Origin of the sequence: Marinobacter gelidimuriae, assembly GCF_000372805.1 — a bacterium.
GTDB lineage: Bacteria > Pseudomonadota > Gammaproteobacteria > Pseudomonadales > Oleiphilaceae > Marinobacter > Marinobacter gelidimuriae.
This window is the reverse complement of the sequence record NZ_KB889908.1, coordinates 103,914-123,171: the sequence shown is the minus strand read 5'-3', so window position 1 is coordinate 123,171 and position 19,258 is coordinate 103,914. Positions and strand designations below refer to the sequence as shown.

Sequence of the window (19,258 nt, the reverse complement as noted above, 5' to 3'; positions counted from 1 at the left end):
AAGCCACTGTTCTATCTCATCCCCCAGTGATCAACCGTTTTGTCTGACGACCATAGCGGCCTGGTACCACCTGATCCCATCCCGAACTCAGAAGTGAAACAGGCCTGCGCCGATGGTAGTGTGGTTCGCCCATGTGAGAGTAGGTCATCGTCAGACTCTTAATCCCGAATGCCCCGATGGCTCACGCTACCGGGGCATTTTTTTTGCCTGAAAAAGAAGATAGGGGACGGATTTCAAATCCGTCCCCGCGGAAGACCGAGCAAATTCCGTCCCCGATGAAAGGTAAGGGACAGACTTCAAGTCTGTCCCTGGTCTGTCCTGGTGATATACTGTGACATAACGACTAACAAGCCTGATGGAGTTGCTGCATGCCTGCCAATGATCACCTCGTCATATTTGACACCACTCTGCGCGATGGCGAGCAAAGCCCCGGCGCTACCATGAACAAGGCCGAAAAGCTGCGCATTGCCAAAGCATTGGAAAAACTGCGTGTTGACGTCATTGAAGCCGGCTTCGCCATAGCCAGTCAGGGCGATTTCGAGGCGATCAAAGCGATTGCAGAAACCATCAAAGACGCCACAATATGCAGTCTGGCTCGGGCCATTGATGGTGACATTGATCGGGCTGCCGAGGCTGTGCGCCCGGCAAATCGCAGCCGCATTCACACCTTCATTGCGACATCTCCTATCCATATGAAGCACAAGCTGAATATGGCGCCTGACGAGGTGGTAGAGCAGGCCGTGCGCGCGGTTAAACGCGCGCGTAATCACGTTGCCGATGTGGAATTTTCCTGCGAAGACGCGGGTCGTTCCGAGTTGGATTTTCTGTGCCGCATTATTGAGGCGGCGATTGACGCCGGTGCTACAACCATCAATATTCCGGACACAGTGGGTTACGCTATACCCCATCAGTTCGGCAACACCATGGCTCAGTTGCTGAACCGCATTCCCAACGCCGACAAGGCTATTTTCTCGGTTCATTGCCACAACGACTTGGGGCTTGCCGTTGCCAACTCTTTGGCGGCTGTGTCCCAGGGCGCACGCCAGGTTGAATGCACCATTAATGGTTTGGGCGAGCGCGCTGGTAACGCCTCCCTGGAAGAGATTGTGATGGCGGTACGAACCCGCCAGGACTACTTCAATCTAGATACCCGCATAGACGCCACCCACATAGTGCCGGCTTCCCGTTTAGTGTCGACCATTACCGGTTTCCCGGTGCAGCCTAACAAAGCGATTGTAGGCGCCAACGCCTTTGCCCACGAGTCCGGTATTCACCAGGACGGCGTACTCAAGCATCGCGAAACCTATGAAATCATGAGGGCTGAAGACGTTGGCTGGCACACCAACAGCCTGGTGATGGGTAAGCATTCTGGCCGCAATGCATTCCGCACGCGGTTGCTAGAGCTGGGCATCCAGTTTGGCACCGAAGCCGAGTTGAATGAGGCTTTTGCCCGCTTCAAAGCGCTTGCGGATCTGAAACACGAGATTTTTGACGAAGACTTGCAGGCTATTGCCAGCAACACCCGTCAAAAAGACCAGTTAGGGCGCTTCGGGTTGGTGTGCATGAAAGTGTGCTCGGAAACCGGTGTGATTCCGAAAGCCGACCTGACGATCACCATGGATGACAAAGAGCACCGTGTTCAGGCGGAAGGCAGTGGCCCGGTAGATGCGACATTCAAAGCCATTGAGTCATTGGTGGATTCCGGTTGCAAGCTTCAGCTTTACTCGGTGAACAACATCACCAGTGGTACTGATTCACAAGGTGAGGTTACGGTGCGCCTTGAGCGCGGTGGTCGCATTGTTAATGGCGTAGGGGCAGATACTGACATCATTATTGCTTCGGCTAAAGCTTACATAGCTGCGTTGAATTTGATCAGTGCGGGCGGCATACGGCACCATCCGCAAGAAGCAGATGTATAAAAACTATTAAGATGCGTTTGAATAATTTGGCAGGATGTTAATGCGAACCCACGAAGCGGAACGGCAATTTTATTTGGCGATGGCCGGTGTGCAGCTCTGGTATGCTCGCGAGCCGCTGCCGGGTGCTGCGCCTAGCCCTGAATTCGTGTTTCCGTTAGAGCGCGCTCTAACGTCTCCAGTGTTGCCGATGCCTGCCGGGAACCCGTCTGCGCCCGTTCACGCGCCTTCTTCGGCCCACTTACCGAAAGCCAAGCCGTTGCGCCGGGCAGATCCCGCGGCAGCCGCCCGTATTGCCGATCTGCAGTCGTTGATGAAAGCGGGAAAGACCGAGGCTCCCCAGCTCAATCGTCGCCCCGACCCGGTAGAAGATGTTCCTGCCAGCACCCGTTTGGCTCCTGACCCGACGCCCGCCCCTGTTATGGACGCGTCGCCGCCGGTGGAAATTGCTCCTGTGCCAGCGGCGCTCTCGCCAACAATGCGCCATCCTGACCCGGTTGTGCCAACAGCCGATCCGCTAAAGGTTACCCTGGCGTTGTGGCAGGGCCGCAATGTCAGCCTGGTAGCGGCACTCTCGAACGACGCCAGTGCCAAGTTGCAACAAGCGCTGGCGCACAATATTTTGCGAAGCCTCGGCGAAAAGGAGCCGAGTGAGAACGTAACCGTACACTGGCCGGTGTTTAACAACCTTCTGGTGCCTGGCAACCAGCCACAGGATCTGGTTGGCGTTTTGAAACCGATTTTATCCGGCTTGAACGCCCAACATCTGATCGTGCTGGGTGTGAATGCAGACGACCGGGTAAGCGCTGATCATACCGGGGGCCCCGTGCCGTCTTGGCTAGCGGAAGCATTGCCGACGCTAAAGCAGCCGCTGAAGGCTTTCAGGTTCAGCCTTGCCGAACTTGCAGCGCAGCCTCAGTACAAGAGGGATCTGTGGAGTGCAATCAGGGAATGGGTGAGCTGAGTCATGGGCGACCGAACTAAGGCGTATCAGCAGGTGGCTCAGGGCGACTTGGTCATAGACACTTTGAATCCGGAAGAGTTGCCGGCAATCCTTGAAATAGAGCGCGGTTGCCATTCCAACCCCTGGTCCGCAGGCATCTTTGAAGATTGCTTCAAGTCCACTTATAGACTGTGGGCGGCGCGCCGTAATGGTGAGCTTGCCGGCTACGCGGTGGTGACCTATCAGTACGATGAAGCTCACCTGTTGAATCTTTGCGTAGCACCCGCGGCACGCGGCCTGGGTGTCGCACGGCGGCTGTTACAGTATCTGATTGCACGGTCTGGCCACGACGGTATGCAGCTGTTGCTACTGGAGGTTCGCCATAGCAACCGGCACGCCTATCGCTTGTATTGCTCTGAGGGTTTTGAACAGGTTGGTGTGCGCCCGGATTATTACCCTGCGACCAATGGCCGTGAAAACGCTCGGGTGATGACGCGCCCCTGTTTGCTCTAAGCCACTGCACCGGGGTTCGCGTATAAATGCCTTAAGCCCTATAATGATGCCCTTTTCAGCACTTTCTATTCAGGTTGTCTTGTGACTATGTTGAATCCTTCCCAGCTCTCAACGGAAGTGGCTAACCGTCGCACTTTCGCGATTATTTCCCACCCGGACGCCGGTAAAACCACCATTACTGAAAAGGTGTTGCTGTTCGGTAAGGCTATTCAAAGGGCAGGCACCGTAAAAGGCAAAAAATCCGGCCAGCATGCCAAATCAGACTGGATGGAAATGGAAAAGGAGCGGGGCATTTCCGTCACCACCTCGGTGATGCAATTTCCCTACCACGGCAGTTTGATCAACCTGCTGGATACACCGGGCCACGAAGACTTTTCCGAAGACACCTACCGCACCCTGACAGCCGTAGACTCCTGCCTGATGGTCATAGACAGCGCCAAAGGTGTTGAGGCGCGCACCATCAAGTTGATGGAAGTGACGCGCCTGCGCGATACGCCCATCATCACGTTCATGAACAAACTGGATCGAGAGACCCGTGATCCGGTAGATCTGATGGACGAAGTCGAAAGAGTTCTGGATATTGCCTGTGCGCCCATTACCTGGCCTATCGGCATGGGAAAGAGCTTTAAAGGGGTGTACCACCTGCTGCGGGATGAAGTGATTTTGTATCACACCGGGCAGGGCCATATGATTCAGGATGAGCGAATTATAAAAGGTCTCGACAATCCAGAGCTTGAGGCCGCCCTAGGGGGCTATGCCGCAGAGCTGCGTGACGAGGTAGAGTTGGTTAAGGGTGCGTCTCACGAATTTGATCAGCAGGCTTTTCTGGCCGGAGAGTTAACGCCGGTGTTTTTTGGCACCGCGCTGGGCAATTTCGGAGTGGATCACATGCTGGACGGGCTGGTGGAATGGGCGCCTGCGCCGCAGCCAAGGCAAACCGACCAGCGCCTGGTGCAGCCGGTGGATGAAGACTTCTCTGGTTTTGTATTTAAGATACAGGCCAACATGGACCCACAGCACCGCGACCGCGTTGCCTTTTTGCGGATAGTCTCAGGCCAGTATGCGCCAGGAATGAAAGCGCGCCACGTGCGGCTAGGCAAAGATGTTCGTTTCTCTGATGCGCTTACCTTTATGGCTGGCGATCGGGAGCGCGTAGAGGAAGCATTTGCGGGTGATATTATCGGTTTGCACAACCACGGTACGATCCAGCTGGGAGATACCTTTACCTCCGGTGTCGACATGAAATTTACCGGAATCCCCAACTTTGCGCCTGAACTGTTCCGCCGCATCCGCTTGAAAGATCCGCTAAAAGCCAAACAGCTGCAAAAAGGGCTGATTCAGCTGTCAGAAGAGGGCGCTGTTCAGCTATTCCGCCCGTTGCGCAACAACGATTTGATAGTCGGTGCCGTTGGGGTGCTGCAGTTTGACGTAGTGGTCAGTCGTCTGAAAACCGAATATAAGGTAGAGGCCATTTACGAGCCGATTAATGTATCCACGGCGCGCTGGGTAACCTGCACTGACGAGCGCAAGCTGGACGAGTTTAAACGCAAGAATAACGACAATCTGGCCCTCGATGGCGCTAATCAGCTAGCGTATATTGCGCCTACCATGGTGAATTTGAGCCTGGCTCAAGAGCGTTATCCCGACGTGGAGTTCCATAAAACCCGGGAGCATTGATTTTACCCGTTGCTATTCGCTTCAGAGGCCGACGTGATGCTGGTTGACGTCCATTGCCATTTTGATTTCCCCCAGTTTGACGGGCGGCGCGAGCAATTGATGGGCGAATTGCGTGGGCAGGGCATTGGCGGGCTGGTGATACCTGGCGTTCGCTGCGCCGATTGGCCGAAAGTACAGCAAGTCGCTATGGCTCATTCTGGTGTTTTTTACTGTTTGGGTATTCACCCTTGGTATATTGACGAACATGGCCCTGAGGATCTGCAGCGGTTGCGGGACCACTTGACTAACGCGAGCGAGCTATGTGTGGGTGTTGGTGAGTGCGGGCTAGATCGGCTTCGGGGTAGCCTGAGCGAGCAGATGCCATGGTTTGAAGCCCAGGTGAGAATTGCCGCCGAGTATCGGCGAGCGCTGGTGATCCACTCCGTTAAAGCCCATGATGAAGTGGTCGAGGTATTAAAGGCGGCGAATTGGACGGGTAATGCGTTGGTTCACGGCTTTTCCGGTAGCTATCAGCAAGCGGTAAAATTGATAGATCTGGGCTGTATGTTAGGGGTGGGTGGTGTGATTACTCACGCCAAGGGCGGTAAAACACGCGACACGTTAACGCGTGTCCCTGCCTCTGCTTTGGTTTTAGAGACGGACGCACCTGATATGGCACCGGCCGGTGTTCGGCACGGCCAGGACTCTCCGCAGTATCTGCCGGATATACTGCGAGAACTGGCTCTACTGCGTGGCGTAGACGAGCCCGAATTAGCAGCTGTCCTGCTCGAAAATAGCTGTCGACTCTATGGTTCTGCGCTACAAGCGGAGCTTTGTGGGTCGCAACTGGGTGATTACCGAAACTGACGATATCGGGGTTGGATTTTTTTGCGGCCTAAAGTATAATTCGCGACCTGGCTTTTCAAGGCGTTGATACTGTCTCAGCCCCGAACAGTTCAGCGCAACCAACAGGTAGAGAAATCTGCTGCTGTTATTTTCAGCTTAAAGCAGGTTTTAACGATTATTTTATAGCGTTCAAGGCGGAATCAATGAAGACTCTGAGTGCGAAACCAGAAACTGTAAAACGTGACTGGTACGTTGTAGACGCAGCCGGCAAGACGCTGGGTCGTCTTTCAACCGAAATCGCCCTTCGTCTGCGGGGCAAGCATAAGCCTGAGTACACCCCCCATGTAGACACTGGCGATTATATTATTGTTATCAACGCCAGCCAGGTGCGGGTTACCGGCAAGAAGGCATCTGACAAGATGTACTACAGCCATACCGGCTTTCCGGGTGGAATCAAATCCATCAGCTTTGAGAAGTTGATCGAAAAGGCCCCTGAGCAAATCATCCAGAAGTCTGTCAAAGGCATGCTTCCGAAGGGTCCGCTTGGTCGCGCCATGTTCCTGAAGCTGAAAACCTATGCCGGCGCTGAGCACCCTCACGCAGCCCAGCAGCCCAAAGAACTCGACATTTAACGGAAGGCGGATATGTCTGTAGCACAAAATTACGGTACCGGTCGCCGCAAAACCTCAACGGCTCGTGTATTTATCAAGCCGGGAAGCGGTAGTATTTCAATCAACGGTCGCACCATCGAAGAATTCTTCGGTCGTGAAACCTTGCGTATGATCGTGCGTCAGCCTTTGGTTGTTGCCGAGTCTGTGGATCGTTTTGATATCAACGTCACGGTAAAAGGCGGTGGTATCAGTGGTCAAGCCGGCGCTATTCGCCACGGTTTGACACGCGCTTTGATGGAATACGATGAAACATTGCGTCCAGCCATGCGCAAAGCGGGTTATGTAACCCGTGACGCCCGTGAAGTTGAGCGTAAGAAAGTGGGTCTGCGCAAGGCGCGTAAGCGTCCTCAGTTCTCCAAGCGTTAATTTTTTGCTGGAGCAGACACAAAAACCCGGCTTATTGTCGGGTTTTTTTGGCTGTGTAACTCGCAACCAAATTGACTTGGCGCATGGTAAGAAGCTGCTGTAGCGGCTTTCCGACTTGTAAGGAAGTGGTAATTTCATTACTATTTGTGCGCTTATAATTTTGGGTTGTGAAGTCCTTTTTGATGCGCATCGCCGACATATTCTGCGGCCTGTGCCATCGCCTGATGGGAGAAAACCATAATGAAAAATGGCGACGTAAGCCATGGTCGGCGCCGGTTTTTAGTCGGTGCTACGGCTGCGGTCGGCGGAGTTGGCGTCGTTGGTGCAGCTGTACCTTTTGTGGCGTCCTGGAATCCCAGTGCCAAAGCGGAAGCCGCGGGCGCACCGGTAACCGTCAATATTGAGAAAGTTGAGCCGGGTCAGCAGATCACTGTCGCGTGGCGGGGTAAACCAGTGTGGATTATCCGTCGTACAGAAGAGATGCTGAGCAATATTGAGCAGCTCAACGATAAGGTAAGAGATCCTCAGTCTGTAGAGCCGCAACAGCCGGAATATGCCAGCGATGTCTATCGCTCAGTCAAGCCAGAGTTTGCTGTGCTGGTTGGTTTGTGCACCCATTTGGGTTGCGTGCCTTCATACCGGCCTGACGTGGCGCCCGCAGATTTGGGCGAAGAGTGGCTTGGTGGTCTGTTCTGCCCGTGTCATGGTTCCCGTTACGACATGGCAGGGCGCGTGTACCTCTCCCAGCCTGCGCCTCTCAATCTTGAGGTTCCGCCTTATCGCTATGATGATGAAATGGTCATCACCCTTGGTCTTGATCCGGAGGCAGCGTAATGTCAAAACTTTTACAATGGGTAGACGAGCGTCTCCCGGTTGTTGATGCCTGGAACAAACACCTGGCGAAGTATTACGCGCCGAAGAACTTCAACATGTGGTATTTCTTCGGATCGTTGGCCATGCTGGTGCTGGTAAATCAGCTGGTCACCGGTATCTGGTTGACTATGAGTTACAATCCTTCCGGTGAAGGCGCTTTTGCCTCCGTTGAGTACATCATGCGTGATGTGCAGTGGGGCTGGCTGTTGAGGTATCTGCACTCTACCGGAGCCTCGGCGTTCTTCATTGTTGTTTACCTGCACATGTTCCGCGGCCTGATGTACGGCTCGTACCAAAAGCCCCGTGAATTGATCTGGCTCTTTGGCATGCTGATCTATCTGGTGCTGATGGCCGAAGCCTTTATGGGTTATTTGCTTCCCTGGGGCCAGATGTCTTACTGGGGCGCGCAGGTAATTGTGAACCTGTTTGGTGCTATTCCGGTGATTGGTGAAGATCTGTCGCTGTGGATTCGTGGTGACTACCTGATTTCGGGTATTACCCTGAACCGCTTCTTCGCTCTGCACGTTGTGGCCTTACCCATCGTTTTGCTTGGGCTGGTAGTGCTGCACATCCTGGCACTGCACGAAGTGGGTTCGAACAACCCTGACGGCATCGACATCAAGAAGAACAAAGACGAAAACGGTATCCCGAAAGATGGCATCCCGTTCCACCCTTACTACACCGTTCATGATTTGATGGGTGTGGGCGTGTTCTTTTTCATCTTCTTTATTGTGGTGTTCTTCTTCCCGGAGATGGGTGGCCTGTTCATTGAAGCACCGAACTTTGAGCCCGCCAACCCGCTGAAGACGCCTGCTCACATTGCCCCCGTATGGTACTTCACGCCGTTTTACGCCATGTTGCGCGCGGTCACTATTGACTTCCTCGGGCTGCCTGCGAAATTCTGGGGTGTCGTGATTATGGGTGGTGCAATCGCCATACTGTTTGTTGTGCCTTGGCTGGACCGTAGTCCGGTTCGCTCCATGCGTTATAAAGGCTGGATGAGCCGTGTGGCGTTGGCTATTTTTGTCATCAGCTTCGTTATTCTGGGCTATCTTGGCCTGGTATCGACGACTGAAGGCCGTACCATAGCCGCTCAGATTCTGACCGTGTGTTACTTCCTTTTCTTCATTCTTATGCCGTTCTATACGCGCATGGAGAAAACCAAGCCAGTTCCAGAGAGGGTGACAGGATAATGAAAAAGCTGATTCTTGGTCTTTTCATGGTCATCCTGCCGGCACTTGGGCTGGCAGCGGGTGGCGCCGTGCCACTGGACCACATCAAAACCGATCACACCGATAAAGCGTCATTACAGCGCGGTGTGGCAATGTTCACTAACTATTGCATGGGCTGTCATTCCATGGAGTACGCCCGCTATAAGCGCGTGGCGGACGATCTGGAAATTCCGGTTGATCTGTACACGGAAAATCTGATTTTCACCGGTGCAAATATTGGTGAATTGATGAAAAACGCCATGAACAAGGACATGGCCGCTGACTGGTTTGGTGCGCCGCCTCCGGATCTGACGCTGGAAACCCGTCTGCGCGGTGAAAGCTGGGTGTATTCTTACCTGCGAGGCTTTTACAAGGACGACAGCCGCCCGCTGGGCGTTAACAACGTCGTGTTTGCAGCCGTGGGTATGCCCCACGTACTGGTTGAGCTACAGGGCTTGTGTGCGGTCAAGCCAAATATTGGCGTGGAAGCGTCGGTTGAGCCGCTCAGTGGCAACATCAATAATGCAGATATCTGCCCCAGCTATGCGATCGAAGGCAGTATGGAAGCGGCCGAGTTTGACCGTGCCATGTACGATTTGACCAACTTCATGTCTTATATGGCGGACCCGGTCAAGGTGGAGCGTGAACGCCTTGGTGTTTTTGTGCTGATCTTCGTCGCGATTTTCTTTGTGTTCGCCTACCTGCTCAACCGTGAGTACTGGAAGGACGTACACTAAGAAATAGGGTACAATTCACTGCTGTTAGCTTCAGCGAGCTGTAATTGGCTCGCTGGGCTTTTTGCGTTTTTCAGGGTCAATTTTTTGATTAATCATGAGGTAGTGCTATGGGCGTTGTGACCAAGCGGTCGTCGATGACGTTTTTTTCAGACCCCGCGAGCCATTATAGCCACAGGGTTCGCATTGTATTGGCTGAGAAGGGCGTTACCGTTGATATCGTAGATGTGGATCCGGATAACCCTCCGGCCGAGCTTGCTGACCTCAACCCGTACAACGCGTTGCCGACACTGGTGGATAGGGATCTTGTGCTTTACGAGCCCAATATCATGATGGAATATCTGGATGAGCGTTTTCCTCATCCGCCGTTGCTGCCGGTTTACCCGGTTGCCCGTGCTAACAGCCGCCTGATGATTCATCGGATTCAGCGCGACTGGTGTGTCAAGGTCGATCAGATTGTGGCCCAGCCCAATGCCAAGGCTTCGGAAGTCGCGCGTAAGGAATTGCGCGAAAGCCTGCTGGCCACTGCGCCGGTATTCGGTGAGAGGCCGTTTTTTCTGTCGGAAGAATTTACCATCGTGGATTGCTGTATTGCGCCGATTCTGTGGCGTTTGCCGGCTCTGGGTATTGAGCTGGACGACAAGCAGGCTAAGCCGCTGGATAAGTACATGAAGAGCATTTTTAGTCGCGAAGGTTTCAAGGCCAGCCTGTCTGACCTTGAAGAAGACATTCGTAGCTAAGCAGTGATTAATACGCCAGTCGCAGCAGCAGGAGAGTCGCAGTGGCCGATGTAAAAACTACCATGAGCTCCAGTCGCCCATATTTGGTGCGGGCGTTGAACGAGTGGGTTCTGGACAACGATTGCACGCCTTACATCGTGGTTGACGCCGGGATCCAGGGTGTGCAGGTTCCGAATGAGCACGTGGCGAATGGCCAGATCGTGCTCAACATCAGCCCTGGTGCGGTTAAGTCTTTGGTTATTGGCAATAGTGCTTTGGAATTCAACGCCCGTTTTGGTGGTGTGCCCATGCAAGTATTTGTGCCATTGCAGGCGGTGATCGCTATTTACGCCAAAGAAAATGGCGAAGGTATGGTGTTTGGTTCCGAACCTGGCATGCCAGATCCGAATGGCACAGGTGAGACCCGTAACGCCGGTGGCTCCAAGCCCAAGGAGGATCGCCCGAGCGGTCGTCCGACTCTAAAGGTTGTTAAATAGAGTTGTCCGCTCGGACCAGCCATTATTAACCACCGAACAGCTTACTATCAACTCTGGCACACAGAACGTTGATGAGCAGCATCAGTATCGGCATGGCATCGCTTGGGCTGAGATTGTTCAATGCGATTTCATGATCTTGCGGATCCAATAAAGACGTAATATCGGATTTTTCACGGGCGCTCAAGACGGCAACGCTCATGTCACGATCGTGTGCGGCCTGAATGGCTTGAATAAGATTCGCCTTGTGGCCGTCGTCTACAATTAGAAATAGAAGGTCGCCGGGCTTGCCCACGGCGCGGATCTGGCGCGAAAAAGTGTTGTTAAAGCGGTTGTCCCGACAGATTGCCGAGTAGGTAGTGGCGTCTGCGCCCAGATTGATAGCCGGCAAGGCGGGGCGGTCTTGTTCGAAGCGGTTCAGAAATGCGGTGCAAAAATACTGCGCTAGCACGTTGGCGCTGCCGTTGGCGCAGGTCACGATTTTTCCGTCTTGTAATAATACATTTACAAAAGCGTCAGCCATGGCTTCAATATTTTCGGTGGCCATACTTGCTGCCATAGCGGTATGTTCCATATGGCTGGCAAACCGCTGGTTGATCTCTTGTGCAGAATCGGTCATGGGTTGAAATCATCCTGCCTGTAGTGCGTTTTTAAGCCATTGTACCCGGTATTTTTTTAGGCTACCCGGACCAATAGCAATAACGTCAATACGGCTGTCGGTATTGCTCAGTTGGTGGCGGTGCAAATAAAAGCGCGCCGCTTGAATCAGACGTTGCTGTTTACGCCAGGTAATAGATTCAGCCGCCCCGACCAAGCTGCCGGCGCGGCGATAACGAACCTCAAAAAATACCAATGTAGTGCCATCCTGGCCGATCAGGTCGATTTCTCCGCCGCGATTGTAAACATTTCGCGCCAGAATTCTTACGCCATGACTGGCCAGGTAGCGTGCCGCTACCCCTTCGTAGTGATCGCCGATTTTGCGTTTGCCATCCATGGCTTTATCTGTCCTTTGTCAGGTGATCAGAGTGCGCCCCCGGCAATCGCCGGCTTGGCCTGGGGCTGGTTAGCGTTGGTTTCTGCCTTGGGTAAGCTGGCAGGTATTGCTGGCAGCAGTTCGACGTTGCCGGAACTAAAGCGGGCCCAGCGCTGATAACGGCGAATGCTGCCGGAGGGCGTCATTGTCAGTACACCGGTTTGGCCGTCAATAGTGGCTTCTGGAACCTGCTTGAGCAGCGGCAGGCGTTTGCTTAAGTGCCAAGCGTCTGCGCCCATGGCAAACAGGCGGCCTAGCTGTCCGCGCGTGGCGCCCGGAAGTTGGCTGCCGGCTTCATCCCGGAGAGGACTTTTTTCGTCCAGTACCCAGGGTATGTCGGTAAAGATCACCCCGTTCAGGTCGCGGTCGCGGCCAGGCGCAGGGGTGCCGGCGTAAACAATAGAGGGTGCGTAAACAGGCAGATCGCCGGCGAAGTAAAACGCAAACAGGGGGTTCAGTTGGCGTGCGGTATCAGGTTCGGCCACCATCACAATGGCCTGGGCATCCTGGCGACGCCGCGCTTCGAACTCAATATTGAGGCCTATGGTGCGTTCCACATCAATAGCGCGGTCGCGGGAAGTGTTGATGCCCAGCAGGTCGGCAGTAACCGCGCGCAGGTTGTCCTCTCGCAAAAACCTCTGGATGCCAATAACGCGCCCGCCATGTTTGGCCATCTGTTCGATCAAGGCGGATTCTACGCGGTTGCCCCATTCGCCACTGGGAATGATCACCAGTATGCGTTTAAGCCCCTCAGCGCCCAGCCTATTCGCAATTTGCCGGGCTTCATCTTCAGCGGACAAGCCAAACTGGTACAGTCCTGCGGGGGCACTGACGCCCGTGGGCAAATAGTTAAGGGCCAGTGTTTGCAGGGGCAGACTGGGCAATTTGCCCAGTTCGGCCAGAGCGTCTTTATCCAGCGGGCCTACCAACAGGTCTACTGGCTGCTTCGCCAGTTCTTGATACAATTCTCCAAAAGGCTTCTGTTTGCTGTCGACAACCCGTATTCGCGTGGCTTCGCGGTCAACGGACGTATCGCTGAAGTAGGCGGCCAGAAAACCGTCTCGTATGGCTTTACCGGCGGTGGTCAGTGGGCCGTTCAGGGGCAGTGCCAGAACAATCTGCTCAGGCCGGCTGGCAGCAAGGCCGGCAATCAGCTTCAGCTCAGATGGCAGTAGCTGGGCAGCAGGATGACCTGGCCAGTTTGACTGCCAGCGCCGGATAGTCCGGCCCTGCTCGTCGAAGCCCGTGCCTGGTGATCTCACCTGCGTTGCCAGTTCCAGCCAGCCTTGGGTCTCGTAGCCTATTTCGCGAGTGTCGGCGCTACTAAGTTGCGTGTCGCTGACGGTTTTTAACAATTGCCAGATGCGATCGTGCAGCGGTTGTGCGTTGGCGCTGCTGTCAGCCTGGGCCAGGGCGATCAAGGTTTTGGCGGCTTCCAGCGGATTGCCCGCCAGCGCGAGCGTCTGCGCCTGCAGGCTACCGGCGCGATTAAGCAGCTCTGGCGTTACCTCCATAAAGCTGTTGATGCTAAGGTTTGCGGTAATCTGCTGTGCCCACGCTTGGTCTTTCAGCGTCACCGCGCCGTTCATGGCCAACAATCGTTTCTGGCTGGCCAGTTCGGGTAGGGGTTGCGCCAATTGCCCGCTTTGCAGTAGCTTGCGCGCTCCCTGATGATCACCCTGCTGCTGAAAGCGGCTGGCGATGCGCAGCAGGTAGCGTTGTGCTGTATCTTGATTGCGCTCCTGGCTGGCCAGCTCCAGAGCTTGCGCTGGTGTGTTAACGACCTGGGACTGCAGATCAACCCCTGCGCAGCCGGCGGTTAGCAGAATAGCGGCCAATAGGCCGACAATGGCGGGGTGGGCAAGGCGCTTGTTAGTCATAGCTGGCTCAGCGTGCTCCGGGTGGTTAAGCTTGGGAGAAAAACCCGCAAAGTTTAGCAGTTCCGGCATTAATTCACATGAAGTAAGTGTCATGCCGCGCTTCTGTAAGCGCGCGGGTTCATGCACACAGTCTCGCTTTTGCGGGCAAGGCGGTTAACACGATGGTTACAAAGCACGCAGACAAGGCTCAAGCCACTAGCGCCGGGGTGCTTTATATTGTCGCAACGCCCATTGGTAATCTGGACGACTTATCGACGCGTGCGGTAAAAACCCTGGCAACGGTAGACCTGATTGCCGCTGAAGATACGCGCCACAGCGGGCGCCTGTTGCAGCACTTGGGCTTGCACAAACCAATGATGGCGCTACACGATCACAACGAGCGTGACCAACACAGTCGGATACTCGCCGAGCTAGGGGCAGGCCGCAGCGTGGCTTTGATTTCGGATGCCGGAACGCCATTGATTTCAGATCCCGGTTTTATTTTGGTGCGCGAAGCCCGAGTCCAAGGTTTTCAGGTTAGCCCTATACCCGGTGCTTGTGCTCTGGTAGCAGCCTTGAGCGCCAGTGGCCTGCCCACCGATCGTTTTCAGTTTATCGGCTTTTTGCCGGCCAAAGGTTCCGGCCGTCGTTCGGTGCTGGAATCGCTGCAGGCCGAAACGTCAACTCTGGTGCTGTATGAGTCACCCCATCGCATCACCGATACAATTGCTGATGTCATTGCGGTAATGGGCGCAGGCCGGGAGCTGGTGCTGGGGCGGGAGCTGACCAAGGCGTTTGAAACCTTTTATAACGGCACAGCCGAGCAGGTGCTGGCCAAATTGCAGCAAGACCCCCACGGCAGTCGCGGTGAGTTTGTGGTGATGATTCACGGCGCAGCTCCAAAGCCGGATAGTGAGCAGACAACGCTGGACACCGATCGCCTATTAACGATTTTGTTGACCGAATTGCCAGTTAAGACTGCGGCGAAAATGGTGGCGGAGATTACCGGCCGCAAGAAGAACGAGCTTTACCAGCGCGCCTTGCATATTAAAAGTGGTGGCTGAGCGCTGCGCTTTTGCTTGCATGGGCTGCGGCGCCGCGCTATTGTCGGCGCCGAGCTCGCCAGACAGTCGCCGCCGTTTTACCGGGGGAGGAAAGTCCGGGCTCCATAGGGTAAGGTGCCAGGTAACGCCTGGGCGGCGTGAGCCGACGGAAAGTGCAGCAGAGAGTAGACCGCCTAAGCCAGCGGATTCGTCCGGTGGCCGGTAAGGGTGAAAGGGTGCGGTAAGAGCGCACCGCGTGGCTGGCAACAGTTCACGGCATGGTAAACCCCACCTGGAGCAAGACCAAATAGGAGTCCGTTGGCGTGGCCCGCGCTGGACTCGGGTAGGTTGCTTGAGGCCTGTGGTGACGCAGGCCCTAGATGAATGACTGTCCACGACAGAACCCGGCTTACCGGCGAGCTCGATTTTTTCGCCCCTCTTTTAATCCCCCGTTTAATCGCCTTTGTGCGAGTAATAGCCAAAAGATCTTACACCTCAACTACAGTCTGCGGTGTTCGATGCAGGTATTTGATTTTATTTGTTTTCTTAAGTTTAATCTGGCAGTTTCCCTTCAGCTCTGTTTGTAACTCCTTGTCTTAAAAGACACTTTTTAATATTGGATCTCATAGTCGACGCTTGCATTGTAGGGTACGTGTTCCTATAGTGTGCATAAGTGGGAAAAAGTGGTTTATAGTGGTTTATAGTGGTTTCAAACCCCAGAGACAGGGCTAATGAGTAATTTTTTTGGCAGTCATGCGATCAATATGGACGCTAAGGGTCGCTTGGCGATCCCTGCCAAAGTGCGCGAGGAGCTCATTCAGGTCTGTGGCGGCCGTTTTATATTGACGGTTGCAGACGCTGACCGTTGTCTGCGGCTGTATCCGCAATCTGTGTGGGATGAATTGCGTCCCGCCATAGAAGCGCTTCCCAACATGAGCAGGGCAGCATTACGCTTGCAGCGGCTGGTGCTGGGTAATGCCGCGCAAATGGAACTGGATTCGGCAGGCCGGGTTTTGATTCCACCCACGCTCAGACAATACGCCCGGCTGGAGAAAAAACTGATGTTAATAGGCCAGGGTAAAAAGCTGGAATTGTGGAGCGAGGAAAGCTGGAACCATTTGCTGGACACACCTCCTGACGCCGAAGAGATGACTGACGCCATGAAGGACTTGTCGCTGTGACGCTGACGTCGACGGATGGCGCTGCGGGTTCGTTCTCGCATCGCTCGGTATTGTTGGACTCAGCGGTAGATTTATTGCTGACCGATAGTGGCGGCCGCTACGTTGACGCTACGTTTGGCCGTGGCGGCCACAGCCGCATGATTCTTGAACGCCTGGCTGAAAATGGCGTGCTGCTGGGTATCGATAAAGACCCGCAGGCCATCGATGAATCTCGTACTCTGGCGGCGGCAGATTCACGTTTTAATGTTTTCCATGGCTCGTTTGCCGACCTGGGTCAGGCGCTGGAACAGGCGCAGTGGCCTCAGGTTGAAGGCGTATTGATGGATTTAGGTGTGTCTTCGCCACAGCTGGACGATGCCTCTCGTGGTTTTAGTTTTATGCGCCAGGGCCCACTGGACATGCGAATGAATCCTCGGCAAGCGCCCAGTGCCGCAGAGTGGCTGGCCAGTGCTGATGAAAAAGTGATTGCTGACGTTATTTTTAAATACGGTGAAGAACGATTCTCCCGCCGTATTGCCCGGCTGATCGTGGAGCGCCGTGCAGAAGCGCCGATCAGCACCACCCTGGAATTGGCAGAACTGGTGGCTAAGGCGGTACCAAAAAAGGAAAAACACAAGCATCCGGCAACCCGGACATTTCAGGCTATTCGCATTTTTATCAACCGCGAACTGGAAGATCTGGAGCTTGGCTTGAGGGCAGCTGCCGAGAAACTGGCCCCCGGTGGCCGTTTGGTAGTGATCAGTTTTCACTCGCTGGAAGACCGGTTGGTGAAGCGTTTTATGCGTGATCTGGCGCGCGGTCCGCAGATGCCAAAGGGTATTCCGGTCACCGCAGCCGAAGAGTCATCGGCGTATCGTCTTATTGGTAAAGCCAGCAAGGCGGCGTCTGACGAGGTGAGCGATAACGTAAGAGCCCGCAGCGCAGTAATGCGGGTGTTGGAACGTCGCGCAGACATTGCACAGGAGAAAATCTGATGGGCGCTGTGGCTATCGAAGAGCGGGTGCAAACTCGCCGCTTGAATACCAAAGTGGTGAGGAGTGGCGTAGCGTCTGCGCTGCGCATTTCCGGCCAGGTGTTCGTTGCAACACGGCAAAGCAACGTTTTGGTCTCGCTGGTGCTTGTGATTATGTTGCTGGCTTCTGCCATTGGTGTGGTGGTGAGTGCCCACAAAAATCGCGTGCTGTTCAACGGGCTGTCACAACTGCATGAAGAGCGTGACGATTTCCAACGAGAATGGAGCCAGCTGCTGTTGGAACAAAGTGCGTTGAGTGCTTACGGGCGTGTTGAAAGCTTGGCGTCCACGCGTTTCGATATGGTTGTTCCCGGGCGCCAGGACATTGTGTTGGTGCCGCTTCTGGTGCCAGCAAAACGATCCTACTGATTTTCACGTAGCTGCCAAAGCGTGTCATTAGGCCGCTTGATAATGAACAGAACCTTGAGCAGGAATCGCTAACGTGTCCAACCCGCAAGCCACAGCTACATGGAGTCAGCGCATCGCCGCTAACTGGCGCTATGGCTTTGTATTGGGCGCATTTATACTGGTGATTGGTGCTATTTCCGTGCGTTTAGTGGATTTACACGTCATCGACAACGATTTTCTGCGCCAGCAGGGCGACGTTCGGACGATTCGCGTAGAAAGTATTGACGCTCATCGCGGCGTTATTTCCGACCGTTACGGTGAACCACTGGCAGTTAGTACGCCGGTACAGACGCTTTGGATGAATCCATCGGAGATGGACGCGAAAGATCCGCGTATCGTCAACCTTGCCCGCTTGCTTCAGCTTAACGAAGCGACTCTGCGTCAGCGATTGACTGACTATGTCACGCGGGAATTTATTTATCTTCGCCGGAAAATTCAGCCTGAACTGGCGCGTAAAGCCATGGCTCTGGATATCGGCGGAGTCTACTCCCGCCAGGAATACAAGCGCTACTACCCTGCTGGAGAAGTCACCGCGCACGTTGTTGGCTTTACCAACATCGATGAAAGCGGTCAGGAAGGTATTGAGCTGGCTTACAATCGGGTTTTGTCTGGAGAGCCTGGGCGTAAGCGGGTGTTGAAAGACAACCGTGGTCGGCTGATCAAAAATTTGACGCTGATTCGTGATGCCCGTCCGGGTGGCGAGTTGACGTTAAGCATCGACTTGCGCCTGCAATATTTGGCTTACCGCGAATTGAAAGCGGTCGTCAGCGCGCACAACGCCCGCGGTGGCACTCTTGTGATGCTGGATGCGAACAGTGGCGAAGTGCTGGCGATGGTGAACCAGGGCTCCTATAACCCTAATGACCGCAGTCAGTTGGCGGGGGAAAATCTTCGCAACAAAGCCATTACCGATCTGTTTGAACCGGGTTCTGCGATGAAGCCACTGGCTATGGCTGCGGCGCTGGAAACGGGTCAGTACACGATCGGCAACCAGATTGATACGTCCCCGGGTTTTCGCCGTTTTGGCCGTTTTACCATTCGTGACAGCGGTAACTACGGCGTTTTGAGTCTGACGGATATCGTTGTGAAGTCCAGCAACGTAGGCATGAGCAAGATTGCCACCGAGATTGGCGGCCAGGTGATTCGCGATTTTTACGCCCGGGTCGGCCTGGGTCAGCCGACTGGCATTGGCTTTCCGGGTGAAGCTGTCGGGGTTCTGCCATCGCCTGTTAAATGGCGCCCGGCGGCAGAGGCCACGCTGTCTTACGGTTACGGGCTTAGCGTAAATGCGCTGCAGTTGGCCCAAGCTTATATGGTCATTGCCAACGGTGGCGTGCGCTATCCGTTGAGCTTGTTGAAGTTGGATCATGCGCCGACCGGCCAGCGCGTGGTGTCAGAGGAGGTAACAGCAAAGATTCGCAGCATGCTCAGTGACGTTGTCACTCGCGGTACCGGCAAGCGCGCGCAACCGGGGTTCTATTCTGCCGGAGGTAAAACCAGCACGGTTCACTTGGTGGGTGCCCAAGGTTACGAAGACGGCCAGTACAAGGCCATTTTTGCCGGCATGGCACCCATTGATAACCCGCGAATCGTCACAATCGTGGCGGTGGATGCGCCTCAGTCTGGCGAGTATTACGGCGGTGAAGTGGCTGCGCCGGTGTTTGCACGAGTGATGAGCGATGCCTTGCGGTTGCTTAATGTCAAACCGGAGTTGGATATAGTGCACAGCAGTGCGCCGCGGCCGCCAGCACCTTCATCCGCCAGCGGGGAGAGGAGCTAA

20 protein-coding genes, 1 rRNA gene and 1 other RNA gene are annotated in these 19,258 nt (G+C 54.6%); 19 read left to right on the top strand and 3 right to left on the bottom strand.

Features of this window, described 5'->3' with window-relative positions; all coding sequences use genetic code 11:
• Positions 1 to 42 precede the first annotated feature (42 nt).
• The 13 genes from rrf (at position 43) to A3OI_RS0114040 (ending at position 10,945) form a co-directional block, all read left to right on the top strand.
• Positions 43 to 156 (top strand): 5S ribosomal RNA (rrf, locus tag A3OI_RS0114105).
• A 212-nt stretch (positions 157 to 368) separates the two neighbouring features.
• Positions 369 to 1,919, top strand: a complete 1,551-nt coding sequence (locus tag A3OI_RS0114100; protein WP_018404901.1) for a 2-isopropylmalate synthase — start codon at positions 369 to 371, stop codon at positions 1,917 to 1,919.
• Positions 1,920 to 1,959: 40 nt separating this feature from the next.
• Positions 1,960 to 2,880, top strand: a complete 921-nt coding sequence (locus tag A3OI_RS0114095) for a 2-isopropylmalate synthase (RefSeq protein ID WP_018404900.1) — start codon at positions 1,960 to 1,962, stop codon at positions 2,878 to 2,880.
• 3 nt (positions 2,881 to 2,883) lie between these two features.
• Positions 2,884 to 3,372: a ribosomal protein S18-alanine N-acetyltransferase gene (gene rimI / locus A3OI_RS0114090; RefSeq protein WP_018404899.1), complete on the top strand. Its 489-nt coding sequence runs from the start codon at positions 2,884 to 2,886 to the stop codon at positions 3,370 to 3,372.
• 87 nt (positions 3,373 to 3,459) lie between these two features.
• Complete coding sequence (gene prfC, locus A3OI_RS0114085; protein WP_018404898.1) at positions 3,460 to 5,049, top strand: peptide chain release factor 3; 1,590 nt, start codon at positions 3,460 to 3,462, stop codon at positions 5,047 to 5,049.
• A gap of 36 nt (positions 5,050 to 5,085) precedes the next feature.
• Positions 5,086 to 5,895, top strand: a complete 810-nt coding sequence (locus A3OI_RS0114080) for a TatD family hydrolase (protein ID WP_018404897.1) — start codon at positions 5,086 to 5,088, stop codon at positions 5,893 to 5,895.
• Positions 5,896 to 6,077: 182 nt separating this feature from the next.
• A complete protein-coding gene (rplM, locus tag A3OI_RS0114075) occupies positions 6,078 to 6,506 on the top strand; it encodes a 50S ribosomal protein L13 (protein WP_018404896.1) in 429 nt (142 codons plus the stop codon).
• Between the two features lie 12 nt (positions 6,507 to 6,518).
• Positions 6,519 to 6,911 (top strand): 30S ribosomal protein S9, encoded by a 393-nt coding sequence (gene rpsI, locus A3OI_RS0114070; protein ID WP_007348971.1) that lies wholly within the window; start codon positions 6,519 to 6,521, stop codon positions 6,909 to 6,911.
• A gap of 240 nt (positions 6,912 to 7,151) precedes the next feature.
• Positions 7,152 to 7,745, top strand: a complete 594-nt coding sequence (petA, locus tag A3OI_RS0114060; protein ID WP_018404894.1) for a ubiquinol-cytochrome c reductase iron-sulfur subunit — start codon at positions 7,152 to 7,154, stop codon at positions 7,743 to 7,745.
• Complete coding sequence (locus A3OI_RS0114055; RefSeq protein ID WP_018404893.1) at positions 7,745 to 8,977, top strand: cytochrome b; 1,233 nt, start codon at positions 7,745 to 7,747, stop codon at positions 8,975 to 8,977. Before petA ends, A3OI_RS0114055 begins: the two co-directional genes overlap by 1 nt.
• Positions 8,977 to 9,732: a cytochrome c1 gene (locus A3OI_RS0114050; RefSeq protein WP_018404892.1), complete on the top strand. Its 756-nt coding sequence runs from the start codon at positions 8,977 to 8,979 to the stop codon at positions 9,730 to 9,732. Before A3OI_RS0114055 ends, A3OI_RS0114050 begins: the two co-directional genes overlap by 1 nt.
• 107 nt (positions 9,733 to 9,839) lie before the next feature.
• Entirely contained in the window at positions 9,840 to 10,469 is a 630-nt protein-coding gene (locus A3OI_RS0114045) for a glutathione S-transferase N-terminal domain-containing protein (protein WP_018404891.1), read from the top strand.
• Between the two features lie 62 nt (positions 10,470 to 10,531).
• Positions 10,532 to 10,945 carry a ClpXP protease specificity-enhancing factor gene (locus tag A3OI_RS0114040; RefSeq protein WP_407635529.1) on the top strand — a complete coding sequence of 138 codons (414 nt, stop codon included), beginning with the start codon at positions 10,532 to 10,534 and terminating at the stop codon, positions 10,943 to 10,945.
• A gap of 25 nt (positions 10,946 to 10,970) precedes the next feature.
• Here the strand turns inward: A3OI_RS0114040 and A3OI_RS0114035 are convergent, their stop codons facing one another.
• From A3OI_RS0114035 to A3OI_RS0114025, 3 genes are read right to left on the bottom strand one after another with little or no spacing between them, the layout of a single operon-like run.
• Positions 10,971 to 11,561 (bottom strand): D-sedoheptulose-7-phosphate isomerase, encoded by a 591-nt coding sequence (locus A3OI_RS0114035; RefSeq protein ID WP_018404889.1) that lies wholly within the window; start codon positions 11,559 to 11,561, stop codon positions 10,971 to 10,973.
• 9 nt (positions 11,562 to 11,570) lie between these two features.
• Positions 11,571 to 11,936, bottom strand: coding sequence for a YraN family protein (locus tag A3OI_RS0114030; RefSeq protein ID WP_018404888.1), 366 nt, complete (start codon positions 11,934 to 11,936; stop codon positions 11,571 to 11,573).
• A gap of 26 nt (positions 11,937 to 11,962) precedes the next feature.
• A complete protein-coding gene (locus tag A3OI_RS0114025; protein WP_228702989.1) occupies positions 11,963 to 13,948 on the bottom strand; it encodes a penicillin-binding protein activator in 1,986 nt (661 codons plus the stop codon).
• A gap of 68 nt (positions 13,949 to 14,016) precedes the next feature.
• Here A3OI_RS0114025 and rsmI point away from each other — a divergent pair, with 68 nt between their 5' ends.
• The 6 genes from rsmI (at position 14,017) to A3OI_RS0114000 (ending at position 19,258) form a co-directional block, all read left to right on the top strand.
• Positions 14,017 to 14,898, top strand: coding sequence for a 16S rRNA (cytidine(1402)-2'-O)-methyltransferase (gene rsmI / locus A3OI_RS0114020; protein WP_018404886.1), 882 nt, complete (start codon positions 14,017 to 14,019; stop codon positions 14,896 to 14,898).
• 50 nt (positions 14,899 to 14,948) lie between these two features.
• An RNA gene (rnpB, locus tag A3OI_RS21225) (RNase P RNA component class A) lies at positions 14,949 to 15,305 on the top strand.
• Between the two features lie 303 nt (positions 15,306 to 15,608).
• Positions 15,609 to 16,058, top strand: coding sequence for a division/cell wall cluster transcriptional repressor MraZ (gene mraZ / locus A3OI_RS0114015; protein WP_007348961.1), 450 nt, complete (start codon positions 15,609 to 15,611; stop codon positions 16,056 to 16,058).
• Complete coding sequence (rsmH, locus tag A3OI_RS0114010; RefSeq protein WP_018404885.1) at positions 16,055 to 17,032, top strand: 16S rRNA (cytosine(1402)-N(4))-methyltransferase RsmH; 978 nt, start codon at positions 16,055 to 16,057, stop codon at positions 17,030 to 17,032. The genes mraZ and rsmH overlap by 4 nt, the downstream gene beginning before the upstream one ends.
• A complete protein-coding gene (ftsL, locus tag A3OI_RS0114005) occupies positions 17,032 to 17,439 on the top strand; it encodes a cell division protein FtsL (RefSeq protein ID WP_018404884.1) in 408 nt (135 codons plus the stop codon). Before rsmH ends, ftsL begins: the two co-directional genes overlap by 1 nt.
• A gap of 73 nt (positions 17,440 to 17,512) precedes the next feature.
• Positions 17,513 to 19,258, top strand: coding sequence for a peptidoglycan D,D-transpeptidase FtsI family protein (locus A3OI_RS0114000; protein ID WP_018404883.1), 1,746 nt, complete (start codon positions 17,513 to 17,515; stop codon positions 19,256 to 19,258).